The following is a 13,189-nucleotide window of genomic DNA, read 5'->3' as shown; positions in this document are numbered from 1 at the left end:
TCATAAACCGCCGTTAGCTATACACTTATCGCTAACGGCGTTTTTTTATTTGGCGTAACGCGAATTCTATGAGTGAAAAAAAGGGTGTGTAATGAACTGGTTTAAGAAAGGACTCAAACGCTATGACGATTGGTGTAAAGAGATGGGGTTGACGCCTGATCAAAAGCGCAGTTGTGTTCCGTATAAACAAGACCTAGCTCATAAAGGTGTGCCTGCTAATAAAGCAGAGCAAGAGAAAGCAAACAATGAAACTGTTTGATACCCACTGCCATTTTGATTTCGATGTCTTTCAGCAGGATTTTGCTTACCAGGTTGACCTTGCTCGTGAGCAAGGGGTAGAGCGTATTTTGATTCCGTCTATTGGGCCAAGTAACTGGGCTCGTATTCAAGATCTGGCCAATCAATACTCTCAGCTTTATTATGCGCTGGGTTTTCATCCCTATTTTCTAAAACCAGAGTTTGAGCAGTTTGTCCCAGAACTGGAATCGTTACTTTCCTCAACCAACCGACAATGTGTTGCCATAGGAGAGTGTGGTTTGGACTTTGCTATAGATGTGCCTGTCGAGCTTCAAGAGCAGGCACTTGAATTGCAATTCGAACTAGCAAGACAGTTCGATCTGCCGGTTATTTTACACAGCCGAAAGGCGCACAACCGTCTTATCCAAATAGTTAAAGCCGCTAAATTGCCGAAAGGTGGCGTGTTGCATGCTTTTTCAGGCAGCTATCAGCAAGCGATGGAGTGGGTGCGATTAGGTTTTTTTATCGGAGTCGGAGGGACGATTACCTATCCGAGAGCCAATAAAACTCGTACAGCTATTCAAAAACTTTCCTTGAGTTGTTTGGTTTTGGAAACCGACGCACCAGATATGCCATTACTTGGGTATCAAGGGGAGCCCAATCACCCAGAAAAAGCGCGCTTAATTTTTAATGAACTATCCTTATTACGTAATGAAAGTGCGCAATCGATTGCTGAATCGCTGTGGCAAAACAGTCATTCTTTATTTGGGTTAATTAGGTCTAACTAAAAAATAAGTTAGAAGAAGCAGAAAATGTTCCGCTTTTTATTGTGACTTTTATCACAAAATTACATGAATCAATCATGAATGTTATAAGAAACTGTGAGACCCCCATTACTTTAATAGCGAGGCCATGAGTATAATTGCCCCGCTTTTATAGCTCCATTTTATTATACGCCAATAAACTTATAAGGAAGTCATAAACTATGAGCCTGTTTATGAGCCTAGTCGGTATGGTTGTGCTACTTGCTATTGCATTTGCCTTCTCATCTAACCGTAAAGCTATCAACTTTAGAACTGTGGGTGGCGCATTCGCTATCCAATTTGCACTGGGTGCATTTGTTCTTTACGTACCTTGGGGCCGTGATTTATTAAACGGTTTCTCAAATGGTGTTGCTAACGTTATCAACTACGGTAACGATGGCTCATCTTTCCTATTCGGTGGTCTTGTTTCTGACAAGATGTTCGAAGTCTTCGGCGGCGGCGGCTTTATCTTCGCATTCCGCGTTCTTCCGACACTGATCTTTTTCTCAGCACTGATTTCAGTTCTTTACTACATTGGCGTTATGCAGTGGGTTATCAAGATTCTTGGTGGTGCACTACAAAAAACGCTTGGTACTTCTCGTGCGGAATCCATGTCTGCAGCAGCTAACATTTTCGTTGGTCAAACTGAAGCTCCTCTCGTTGTTCGTCCTTTCGTTCCAAACATGACTCAATCTGAGTTATTTGCGGTAATGTGTGGTGGTCTAGCATCTGTAGCGGGTGGTGTACTAGCGGGTTACGCTTCTATGGGTGTACCTCTTGAGTACCTAGTAGCGGCATCATTTATGGCTGCACCAGGTGGTCTACTGTTCGCTAAAATCCTTATTCCTGAAACGGATAAGCCTCTAGAAGACATCAATGAAGCGCTAGAGAGCAGTGCTGACAAACCAACAAACGTTATCGATGCAGCAGCAGGCGGTGCAGCATCTGGTCTACAGTTAGCACTTAACGTAGGCGCGATGCTGATTGCTTTTGTTGGCTTAATCGCTCTTCTTAACGGCATGTTAGGTGGTATCGGCGCTTGGTTCGGTATGCCTGAATTGACTCTAGAGCTTATCCTAGGCTATGCGTTCTCACCACTTGCGTTCCTAATTGGTGTTCCTTGGGACGAAGCTGTGGTTGCTGGTTCATTCATCGGACAAAAAATTGTTGTTAACGAGTTTGTTGCTTACCTGAACTTTGTTCCTTACATTGTTGAAAATGCACAAGTTATTGCAGCGACTGGTGAAGTAATGTCTGATAAGACAACAGCGATTATCTCATTCGCACTGTGTGGCTTTGCTAACCTGTCTTCTATCGCCATCCTATTAGGTGGCCTTGGTAGCCTTGCTCCAAACCGTCGTAGTGATATTGCTCGTATGGGTATCAAAGCGGTATTAGCGGGTACTTTATCTAACCTTATGGCTGCTACCATCGCTGGTTTCTGCCTGAGCTTAGCTGCAATGTAATCTATCCCGCTTCTCTTTAGAGATGCTGAGTCAATGCCCTGAAGTGAGCAATCGCTTCAGGGCATTATTTTTTGTTCCATCGAAAAGAAAGCAACTAATTTTGAGATACAAACCGTTTGCGTCCTTTTTGTTGCTATAGTTCTCTTGTGAAACGCTATAAGGTACGGGCTGTTACTTTTATCAAGAGCTTGTATTTCGAGACAAGGCGACTCTTGAGTAAAAGTCTCAGGATGGATAGTCCCTTTCATACCAAATTGCACAAGCGTTTTACTGTGCGATGTGATATTAAAGACACGGCAATCATAGAGAGATTGTAGTGCCATAGACCAACTAGGTACTGTGCGGTGATAAGGATAGCAATCGGTTTGGGGAACGCTTTGTCCCAAGACCGAGTCTTCAAGGAAACAAGTCCGTTCATGAAAAGGCCACTCACAGAATTTTGCGGTTAGTTGAACTAGGGTCAACATACCCTAATTACTTAGCTCGGAAAAGAGTGGTCAATTTTTTTGAATATTGATTGGAGAAAATAGAAATGAGCGATCTAAAAGCGGCAGCGTTACGTGCTCTCAAACTGATGGATTTAACGACGCTAAATGATGATGATACGGATGCTAAAGTGGTTGCGTTATGTCATGACGCTAAATCAGCGGTAGGTAATACGGCAGCCATTTGTATCTACCCTCGCTTTATTCCTATTGCCAAGAAAACGCTTCGTGAACAAGGTACGCCGGAAGTGCGTATTGCAACGGTCACGAACTTCCCACATGGCAACGATGATATCGAAATTGCAGTTGCTGAAACGAAAGCAGCCGTTGCTTACGGTGCTGATGAAGTGGACGTTGTTTTCCCATACCGTGCTTTGATGGCAGGCGATGACAAAGTTGGTTTTGAATTAGTTAAACGATGTAAAGAAGCTTGTGGTGATGTGCTTCTTAAAGTGATCATCGAAGTGGGTGAACTGAAACAAGAAGCCTTGATCAAAAAAGCTTCTCAAATCTGTATTGAAGCGGGTGCAGACTTCATTAAAACCTCCACCGGTAAAGTACCAGTTAATGCAACCCCAGAGTATGCACGAATGATGCTTGAAGTGATTCGTGATATGGGAGTGGCTGAATCGGTTGGCTTCAAACCTGCTGGTGGCGTGCGTACTGCTGAAGATGCAGCGGCATACTTAGCCATGGCTGATGAAATCTTGGGTGATAACTGGGTCGATGCCCGCCACTACCGCTTTGGCGCATCAAGTTTGCTCACTAACTTGCTTAACACATTGGAAGTCTCTGATGACGTAGCGGATCCTGCTGCGTATTAATCCTTCAGGTATTGGGTAGTGTGATGAATTCATTCTACCCATTTTTTCCGTCTTATTTTCTCATAATTTGAAAAGGGCGTTAGAGGCTTTGATGTATCTACCACAAGAAATCATTCGTCGAAAGCGTGATGGAGAGGAACTCACGGCTGAGGAAATCCAATTTTTCATGCAAGGCGTCGCAAATGATAGTGTCTCAGAAGGCCAAATTGCTGCCTTCGCAATGGCTATCTTTTTTAATGAAATGACGATGCCAGAGCGCATTGCATTGACCTGTGCAATGCGAGACTCAGGTATGGTTATCGATTGGAGCCATATGAACTTTGGCGGGCCAATTGTTGATAAACATTCTACTGGCGGTGTGGGAGATGTCACTTCTCTTATGCTTGGTCCAATGGTCGCGGCATGTGGCGGCTTTGTACCTATGATCTCCGGTCGAGGTTTGGGTCATACTGGTGGAACACTGGATAAACTTGAATCTATACCAGGTTATAACATCACGCCAACTAACGAGGTTTTTGGTCAAGTAACCAAAGAGGCTGGTGTGGCGATCATTGGTCAAACGGGTGATCTTGCTCCAGCGGATAAACGCGTGTACGCAACTCGTGATATCACGGCTACCGTGGACAATATCTCACTGATCACGGCGTCGATTTTATCTAAGAAGCTTGCTGCAGGCCTTGAATCTCTAGTGATGGACGTAAAAGTAGGCTCTGGCGCATTTATGCCAACTTACGAAGCGTCTGAAGAACTTGCAAAATCTATCGTTGCGGTAGCAAACGGTGCCGGTACTAAGACAACGGCAATTCTCACGGACATGAACCAAGTATTAGCCTCTTCGGCGGGTAATGCTGTGGAAGTTCGTGAAGCGGTGCGATTCTTAACGGGTGAATATCGTAATCCTCGTCTACTCGAAGTGACCATGGCTTCATGTGCTGAAATGTTAGTCCTTGGCAAACTTGCTCAGAGCACAGAGAAAGCGCGAGCAAAATTGATGGAAGTGCTAGACAATGGTAAAGCAGCAGAGTGCTTCGGTAAAATGGTTGCGGGTCTTGGCGGCCCTACCGACTTTGTAGAAAACTATGACCACTACCTAGAAAAAGCAGAAATCATCAAACCTGTATTCGCAACAGAAACAGGCATTGTGTCAGCTATGGACACACGCGCCATTGGCATGGCAGTGGTTGCTATGGGAGGCGGTCGCCGTGTGGCAAGTGATGATATCGATTACGCGGTAGGATTTGATGGGTTTATTCGCTTGGGGGAAACCGCGGATAAAGAGAAACCCTTAGCGGTCATCCATGCCCGCACTGAACAGCAGTGGCAAGCTGCGGCTGAAGCACTGCGAAAGGCCATCAAAATTGGTGGAGAATATACACCAACACCAGAGGTTTACTGTCACATTCGTGCACAAGATCTTTAATTGAATACAAAAATAACAAGGCCAGCTCAACCATAATAACAAGCTATATAGGCCTAAGGGATAAGCAATGAAAAGAGCATTTATTTTAGTCTTAGACTCCTTCGGAATCGGCGCTTCAGCGGATGCTGAACAATTCGGTGATGTGGGTTCTGATACATTAGGCCATATTGCACAATATTGTGAACAAGGTCGAGCTGATAACGCACAAAGAACAGGGCTATTACGTTTGCCTAATTTGTCAAAGCTTGGTTTGGCGATGGCACATAAAGAATCAACGGGCAACTTTGCGCCTGGCCTTGATACTGATGTTGAAGTGATCGGAGCATACGGTCATGCTGCTGAACTTTCTTCAGGTAAAGATACACCATCTGGTCACTGGGAAATCGCAGGTGTTCCTGTCTTGTTTGATTGGGGTTACTTTACTGATAAAGCGAACAGCTTTCCTAAAGAGCTGACTGACCGTATTCTTGAGCGTGCAGGTCTGGACGGTTTCCTTGGTAACTGCCACGCTTCTGGCACTCAAGTTCTTGACGATCTTGGTGAAGAGCACATGACAACGGGCTTGCCGATCTTCTATACGTCAGCAGATTCAGTGTTCCAAATTGCGTGTCACGAAGAAACGTTCGGTCTAGACCGTCTACTAGAGCTGTGCCAAATTGCCCGTGAAGAGCTAGAAGATTACAACATCGGTCGTGTTATCGCACGTCCATTCGTTGGATCTGGTAAAGGTCAATTTGAGCGTACGGGCAACCGTCGTGACCTTTCTGTTGAGCCGCCATCAGCAACCGTGCTTCAGAAGCTAGTTGAAGAGAAGCAAGGCAATGTGGTGTCTATCGGTAAGATTGCGGATATCTACGCAAACTGCGGTATCACTAAGAAAGTGAAAGCAACGGGAATTCCGGCCTTGTTTGAAGCAACGCTAGAGCAGATCAAAGAAGCGGGTGACAACACCATCGTATTCACTAACTTCGTAGACTTTGACTCAGCTTACGGTCACCGCCGTGACGTAGCGGGTTACGCTGCTGCGCTTGAGTATTTCGATGGTCGCATCAATGAAGTGTTAGAGATGATGGAGCAAGATGACATTCTCATTCTTACTGCTGATCATGGTTGTGACCCAACGTGGCCTGGCACGGATCATACTCGTGAGCACATTCCAGTGATTGTCTACGGTAAGAATGTGCCTGCAGGATCATTAGGGCGTCGTGAAAGCTTTGCTGATATCGGACAAACATTGGCAAGTTACTTTGGAACCTCTGCCATGGACTATGGTAAGAATTTTCTATAATTGAAACTCGGACTGGTTAAGGGCAAAAGATTTTGTCCCTAGCTTAGCATTGGCTGTGAGTCTAGTGCGTGTTGAACGTTTCGATCATTCAATGATTAAGCCACGTAAAAGTGGCCTGAAAAATTAAATTAAAAGTAAGGAATCCATCTATGGCAACTCCACATATTAATGCAGAAATGGGCGCTTTTGCAGATGTTGTACTTATGCCTGGCGACCCTCTACGCGCAAAATACATTGCCGAAACTTTTCTAGAAGATGTTGTTCAAGTATGCGATGTACGTAATATGTTTGGCTACACAGGAACTTATAAAGGACGTCGTGTTTCGGTTATGGGGCATGGTATGGGGATTCCATCTTGTTCTATTTATGCGACAGAATTGGTCAAAGACTTCGGTGTTAAGAAATTGATCCGAGTTGGTAGCTGTGGGGCGGTCAATGAAGATATCAAAGTGCGTGATGTCGTGATTGGCATGGGTGCATGTACCGACTCAAAAGTGAACCGTATTCGTTTCAAAGGTCATGACTTTGCTGCTATTGCAGATTACAACATGGTACGCGCCGCGGAAGAAGCAGCGAAAGCTCGTGGCATCGATGTTAAAGTCGGCAACTTGTTCTCAGCAGAACTCTTCTACACGCCAGATCCAGAAATGTTTGAGGTTATGGATAAATACGGCATCGTTGGCGTTGAAATGGAAGCTGCAGGCATTTATGGTGTTGCTGCAGAATATGGGGCTAAAGCCTTGACGATTTGTACCGTTTCTGACCATATCAAAACGGGTGAACAAACAACCTCTGATGAGCGTCAAACAACCTTTAACGATATGATGCTTATCGCGCTGGACTCTGTCCTACTCGATGACTAAGCCTATTTAAAAGTGTCAATCGAAAAAATAGCCCGCTTGATGCGGGCTGTTTTTTGATAGTAACGCTTATTGAAGCTGACAGAACTTGATAAGGGTCGTTACTTGGTCAATAACAGATTTTCTTCTTTCTGTCGGCGTATCGGCTGTCTGCGCAAAATTAAAATAAACAAAATGCCGCAAATAAAGCCCATTAATACCATCATGTACATGTAGTGATCGCTTTTTCGATAATGATGATCAGAAAAAGCAGTAACACGCCCAGTCTCAAATGTGACACGGACAAAACCGATTACATTGCCGTCTGAGTAGACAGGCTCAACAAGTTGTTGGCGCCCTATAGATGCGGTAGAAAGTGGCGTGTCGAGGCCTAATACTTCCCTTACTGAAAGTGCTTTTTCACTGGCAGCCAAACGGACCCCAAGTGCGTCATAAACGGTGGCATCAAACACTAATTTATCCTGTGCAAGTTGTTCAGTTAACTTGAGAAGACGTTCTTGATCTTTATGTAAAATCATCTCGCTCGCCGATAAGGAAGCTTGAGAGATCAAGATTTTAGTGAGTGTTTCCAACTGCTGGGCCTGAATTTTTTCATTGCCTTTACTGATAATGACACTGTTTTTTACTGTAATGAATAGCATCACACCCAGTAAAACCAGGGCAATAATTCTTAGTGCATTTCTAATTGAGAACAAGGATTCATTCATATTGTCACTTATCCATTTTATCCTAAACAAAGACTTGCCTTTTTAATTTGATAAGGTAACGTTTTAGCAAAGTCAAAAGGGATTATATACATGGATGAATCAAAAAGCTTGCCTATCAGAAGGCACACCTCGCTTTTAAAACGATTACCAGAAACACGTTTTACTAGCCAGATGCAGAGAACGAAGGCGAATTGGATCGTCTTTACAGAGCACCTTGCCCCTCGATATTTTGAAGATATTGACTTTTATACAGGTTGCTTTAATCCTATCGCTGATGCTTGGAAAGTGGGGCAATATGAAGTTGCTTTGATGTCGGGCGAGCTCACACCTGAACACGAAAAGATTTTAAAAGGACTCAACTTGGATTATGCCTCCTTGAATGAAGTCCCTGAACTTGCGGTGCCAGGATTAGCCTTGTTTGATATGGACTCTACAGTCATTCAGATTGAATGTATCGATGAAATCGCTAAATTGGCTGGTGTCGGTGAAGAAGTGGCACAAGTGACTGAGAGAGCGATGCAAGGTGAGCTCGATTTTGAACAGAGCTTGCGTCAACGTGTGGGTCAATTAAAAGGTGCCGATGAGGCTATTTTAGAACAGGTACGCAGTCAGCTCCCTTTTATGCCTGACTTTGAAGCTCTGATCACGACCCTTAAAGCTCTAGGCTGGAAGACCGCCATTGCCTCTGGTGGTTTTACTTATTTTTCCGATTTCATCAAAGACAAGGTCGGCTTGGACTTCGCACAATCAAATCAGCTAGAAATTATTGATGGTAAGCTCACAGGCAAGGTACAAGGTGAAGTGGTTTCTGCGCAAAAGAAAGCGGATATCTTGGTTGAGCTTGCTGAAGAATATGACATTGAACTGCATAATACCGTTGCGATTGGTGATGGAGCCAATGATCTCGTGATGATGGCGGCAGCAGGTCTAGGTATTGCTTATCGTGCTAAGCCGACCGTCGAAGCTCAGGCGCAAACTGCGATCAGAGAAGTGGGGCTGGGGGGCGTGCTTTGTATTTTGTCTGCTTCTTTAGTTAAACAGCAAAAAATCAGCTGGGCATCGATACCTAAGTAATCTAAAGATGACCTAAGTCACCTCAAGATGCTTTGTGTAACGAGGTGAATTTAGCTTTATAGTGTGGCAACGATACCATAGATTCAGAGTCTTTAATTCTTTTGATGTGCTACGTTTCGGGTAACGCTAAACGTAGCACGACTTCTTCGGTTATATCTTGAATTTCACTGTAGCCAGTCAAGTGTGCCAATTCTTTTTCTAGCTTACTGGCTAAATGAATGCCTAACTGAGTCAGCTCATTTAATTCATGATGTAGCAAGGAGGTAAACGGATCACTGATTGGCATTATGGAAAGGCGTATTGCATAGAACTCACCGATGTGTCTAGCATGCTTAATAAAATCGATTCGATCACCAAGGCTTGTGAATTCTCGTGGTTCTTTTGATTCAATCGAGGTTATCTTATCTCCAATTTTCGTTACGCAAAGGTAGATGTCTAAACACTGCGGGTCGATGCTTTTCGTTTGTTCCAACGATTTCGGCTGTTGTTTTTCGAGGTGATTTTTAAACAAAGCTTCTAAAGCAAAGAATGGATGGTGACCCATTTTTGAAAAAAGTGCGACGTGTTTTGCTAAAGGGTAATGAACACCGATAACGCTGGTTCGGATTTTAGAGTTAACTTTGTTAATAAAGATCGGGGTACTCAAGCTGCGAGAAAAAACAATACTGCGCAAGGTGTCCAGTAAAGCCTGACTTGGAAGTGCCTCGCTTTTTTGTAACAGTTTATCTTGGTTATATTCGAGCATACGGCTAAAAAAGGCTGTAATGGGTGCGTTTTTGCTACTGTCTTCTATGGCAAGTTGAGCTTGTTTACCATCAGAGCTGAGCCGAATAATGTCATATTTAACATCGGATAATGGTAGTTTTTTATCGTAGAGCTGTAATTCACGAAAGAGAACACTGACTTTTTTTCCTATATTCCAATCAATAGGAGAGTCCAAACAAATGGACAGGCCTCTTTCTGAAATATCAACAGTAAAGCCAATACCATGACTTTCACCTTGTGAGACGACTAAAGGGGTTTTGAATTGATAGCGTGGTTCTCTTCGTCTTGGTTCTGCATCGAAATAAAAGCTTTTTGGACTACTAAATTTTGACTTAGGGTGTCGAAATATATTGAGTGAACTTGAAGGGATTGGAGGCCGTTCAGCAAGCCGATAATCTTGGCCAGAATCATAATTAGAGATCTCTTGCAAAAACCCAACATGGGTTGGGTTGCTTTTGGTTAAAACACTTGAAAATTCACTCAGAGAATCTCTTTCATGATTGGACAGTTCAAACATTGAGAGACGGAAGACCTTCCAACTTTTTCTTTTTGCACCTAGGTTCCAAAAAAGCTGGCGTTGTGCTTGAGTTGCCTCAGGCTGTAGCATGGAATAAAAGTAAATCTTGTTATTGTGCTCGTGGGTGAAAGAGTAAAGTGTGTTACTTACTTGTTGAGCCCCAGAAGTGATCAAAGAGGTCATTCTTGTGGGGTTAAACAAAGTACTTAGCATCTGTTGATTGCGTTCATCATGCCAATATTGCCAAAGTGATTGGTTATTACTGGTTAGCATCACAAATTTAAGTTCACTACCTTCAAAAAAAAGCGGTAAACCGAATTCATACTTAGAAGCAATGTGTTCGTAGCCCCGAGCTCGAGCCCGAATAATCTTATCTTGATTAGCATGGCGGGAGCGTTTAGAAGCGGTGTTGAGGGCTTTTTCGATAATTCGACCAATAATATTAGTCTCTGTTAATCGAATCGCTCTTAAATAACGAATGGCATTATTTTCGTAGCAATCATCTATGCCTAAAATGCGATAATTGATGGGACGATCTAGACCGATAACTTGCGAGTGATTGGCTAACTCACTAAAAGTGACTTGGATGATTTCTCCCAGCTTATAGTCGAGGGCTTTGGGCACCTTAAATTTTGCACCAGAGCAAGAGAGGTCGATACTTACCCCTTGAATTAATTGCCCCTTTGAACAGAGTATTTCAACTTGTGATTGAACTTTTAAGCGTTTTTCTTGGCGCTGTAGGTGATACCCTAAATGAATACTCTCTGCTAAGTAGGGATTGTGCTTCGTGGACAGAGAGTGGCCAGTGTCTGTTTTAGTGCTTTTTCTCATGATACGAAAGTTGTTTGGCGTATTGGCTAAAGCCTCCCAAACTCCTTCAGTATATGTGCCGTATTTTCGGACATTTTTATGATAAGCGTTAAAAGCGATATCATCTAACCAATGCGATATCCCATCGAGTTGATACTGCCTGCATTCTCCTTGTACTCGCCCGCGTAAATCGATGCTTTTTTTACATGGTGCCATGACACGGTTGAGCTCCATCTTAACTAATATTTTAGCAGATGGTGACTTTCCCTCTGTCAGATGTTCAAGAACATAGTCGAAGTCTTCTTCACCGTAAACAGGAATAAGTTTTTGTGCAAGTAAGAGAATATCGGATTGCTGCATCGTTTCTGTTAAAGTATGTGTTAGTAAGATGATATAAGCCAAGCAATGCAAGTATATCAATACTTTATGCAACAAGAGTCAACTCTTAGTTGTGCTTGGTCACATTTGTTGAAAATATTGAGGCATCATGGCGAAAGCAAAACGGGCGTATGTGTGTAATGATTGTGGCGCAGACTTTCCGCGCTGGCAGGGGCAGTGTAATGCATGTGGAGCATGGAATACGATTACAGAAGTACGTATTGCGGCTTCACCGACGGTTGCCCGAAATGAGCGTTTAAGTGGCTATGCTGGCTCAGCAACTGAAGCACAAGTCCAAACATTATCTGAGATTGATCTACAGGAAGTCCCACGTTTTACCAGCGGTTTTAAAGAGCTTGATCGTGTTCTTGGGGGAGGGATTGTCCCTGGTGCTGCGATTTTAATTGGTGGTAACCCTGGTGCAGGTAAATCCACTTTGTTGTTGCAAACCATGTGCTTGCTGTCTGCTCAAATGCCGACATTATATGTGACAGGTGAAGAATCACTTCAGCAAGTTGCAATGCGTGCATCTCGCCTTGGGTTGCCCAAAGAGCACCTAAAAATGCTCTCGGAAACCAATGTGGATAAAATTTGCCAAATAGCAGAGAAAGAGCAACCGCGAATTATGGTAATTGACTCGATTCAGGTAATGCATGTTTCTGATGTTCAATCTTCTCCGGGCAGTGTGGCGCAAGTTCGTGAATCCGCGACGGCTTTAACTCGTTATGCCAAACAAAATAATGTTGCAGTGTTCATCGTTGGTCATGTAACTAAAGATGGCACATTAGCAGGCCCAAAGGTCCTAGAGCATATTATTGACTGTTCTATTTTGTTAGACGGTGGTACAGACAGCCGTTTTCGAACTTTACGAAGCCATAAAAACCGTTTTGGCGCAGTCAATGAACTCGGTGTGTTTGCAATGACAGGTCAAGGACTAAAAGAAGTGAATAACCCTTCGGCGATTTTCTTATCTCGTGGAGAGGAAGAAACATCGGGCTCATCGGTTATGGTTGTCTGGGAAGGAACACGTCCGCTTTTAGTTGAAATCCAAGCCTTGGTGGATTATTCGCAATTAGCGAACCCTCGTCGAGTGGCTGTTGGTCTTGAGCAAAACAGGCTTTCTTTACTCTTGGCGGTGTTGCATAAGCACGGCGGGCTACAAATGGCTGATCAAGATGTCTTTGTTAATGTCGTCGGTGGCGTTAAGGTAACCGAAACGAGCGCTGATTTAGCATTGGTCATGGCGCTTTTATCAAGCTTTCGTGATCGTCCACTGCCAAAAGATGTGGTTGTATTTGGTGAAGTCGGTTTAGCCGGTGAGATTAGACCTGTTCCAAGTGGTCAGGAGCGACTCAATGAGGCGTTTAAACATGGCTTTAAAAAGGCCATTGTCCCTGCTGCAAATATGCCTAAAGGGGGAATTGCGGGGATGCAGATCCACGGAGTCAAGAAACTTTCTGAAGCTCTTGAAGCGTTTGATGAGTTGTAATTAGTAATAAGAGTCCCAATATTGACCATAAAGCGCATGTTAATTTTGCTTTTAAAGCGGGGAATT

General features: G+C 43.7%; 11 protein-coding genes. 9 read left to right on the top strand and 2 right to left on the bottom strand.

All coding sequences use genetic code 11. The features are described from left to right. The first annotated feature begins 91 nt into the window (after positions 1-91). The 7 genes from BS333_RS22055 (at position 92) to deoD (ending at position 7,386) form a co-directional block, all read left to right on the top strand. Positions 92-259: a DUF5363 family protein gene (locus BS333_RS22055; protein WP_021708157.1), complete on the top strand. Its 168-nt coding sequence runs from the start codon at positions 92-94 to the stop codon at positions 257-259. Continuing rightward, positions 246-1,025, top strand: a complete 780-nt coding sequence (locus tag BS333_RS10905; protein ID WP_021708158.1) for a TatD family hydrolase — start codon at positions 246-248, stop codon at positions 1,023-1,025. The genes BS333_RS22055 and BS333_RS10905 overlap by 14 nt, the downstream gene beginning before the upstream one ends. 197 nt (positions 1,026-1,222) lie before the next feature. Next, positions 1,223-2,506, top strand: coding sequence for a NupC/NupG family nucleoside CNT transporter (locus tag BS333_RS10900; RefSeq protein ID WP_021708159.1), 1,284 nt, complete (start codon positions 1,223-1,225; stop codon positions 2,504-2,506). A gap of 532 nt (positions 2,507-3,038) precedes the next feature. Then, positions 3,039-3,815 (top strand): deoxyribose-phosphate aldolase, encoded by a 777-nt coding sequence (gene deoC / locus BS333_RS10890; protein WP_021708160.1) that lies wholly within the window; start codon positions 3,039-3,041, stop codon positions 3,813-3,815. A 91-nt stretch (positions 3,816-3,906) separates the two neighbouring features. Continuing rightward, positions 3,907-5,235: a thymidine phosphorylase gene (deoA, locus tag BS333_RS10885; RefSeq protein ID WP_021708161.1), complete on the top strand. Its 1,329-nt coding sequence runs from the start codon at positions 3,907-3,909 to the stop codon at positions 5,233-5,235. A 67-nt stretch (positions 5,236-5,302) separates the two neighbouring features. After that, positions 5,303-6,523 (top strand): phosphopentomutase, encoded by a 1,221-nt coding sequence (locus tag BS333_RS10880; RefSeq protein ID WP_021708162.1) that lies wholly within the window; start codon positions 5,303-5,305, stop codon positions 6,521-6,523. 149 nt (positions 6,524-6,672) lie between these two features. Next, positions 6,673-7,386: a purine-nucleoside phosphorylase gene (gene deoD / locus BS333_RS10875; RefSeq protein WP_021708163.1), complete on the top strand. Its 714-nt coding sequence runs from the start codon at positions 6,673-6,675 to the stop codon at positions 7,384-7,386. 98 nt (positions 7,387-7,484) lie between these two features. Here the strand turns inward: deoD and BS333_RS10870 are convergent, their stop codons facing one another. Next, the gene (locus tag BS333_RS10870; RefSeq protein ID WP_033003190.1) at positions 7,485-8,090 is read right to left on the bottom strand and encodes a YtjB family periplasmic protein; all 606 of its coding nucleotides are present in this window, start codon (positions 8,088-8,090) and stop codon (positions 7,485-7,487) included. 90 nt (positions 8,091-8,180) lie between these two features. Here BS333_RS10870 and serB point away from each other — a divergent pair, with 90 nt between their 5' ends. Continuing rightward, on the top strand, positions 8,181-9,164 hold the full coding sequence (serB, locus tag BS333_RS10865) for a phosphoserine phosphatase (RefSeq protein ID WP_021708165.1): 984 nt from the start codon (positions 8,181-8,183) through the stop codon (positions 9,162-9,164). A gap of 109 nt (positions 9,165-9,273) precedes the next feature. On the opposite strand, the gene BS333_RS10860 is transcribed toward serB, so the two are convergent. Further along, positions 9,274-11,616 (bottom strand): PilZ domain-containing protein, encoded by a 2,343-nt coding sequence (locus BS333_RS10860; RefSeq protein ID WP_021708166.1) that lies wholly within the window; start codon positions 11,614-11,616, stop codon positions 9,274-9,276. Positions 11,617-11,743: 127 nt separating this feature from the next. On the opposite strand from BS333_RS10860, the gene radA reads away from it, so the two are divergent. Next, the gene (gene radA / locus BS333_RS10855) at positions 11,744-13,123 is read left to right on the top strand and encodes a DNA repair protein RadA (RefSeq protein ID WP_021708167.1); all 1,380 of its coding nucleotides are present in this window, start codon (positions 11,744-11,746) and stop codon (positions 13,121-13,123) included. The last annotated feature ends 66 nt before the right edge of the window (positions 13,124-13,189 follow it).

Source organism: Vibrio azureus, from assembly GCF_002849855.1.
Lineage (GTDB): Bacteria > Pseudomonadota > Gammaproteobacteria > Enterobacterales > Vibrionaceae > Vibrio > Vibrio azureus.
Note: the sequence above shows the minus strand (reverse complement) of the source record. Positions and strands in the feature narration are given on the sequence as shown.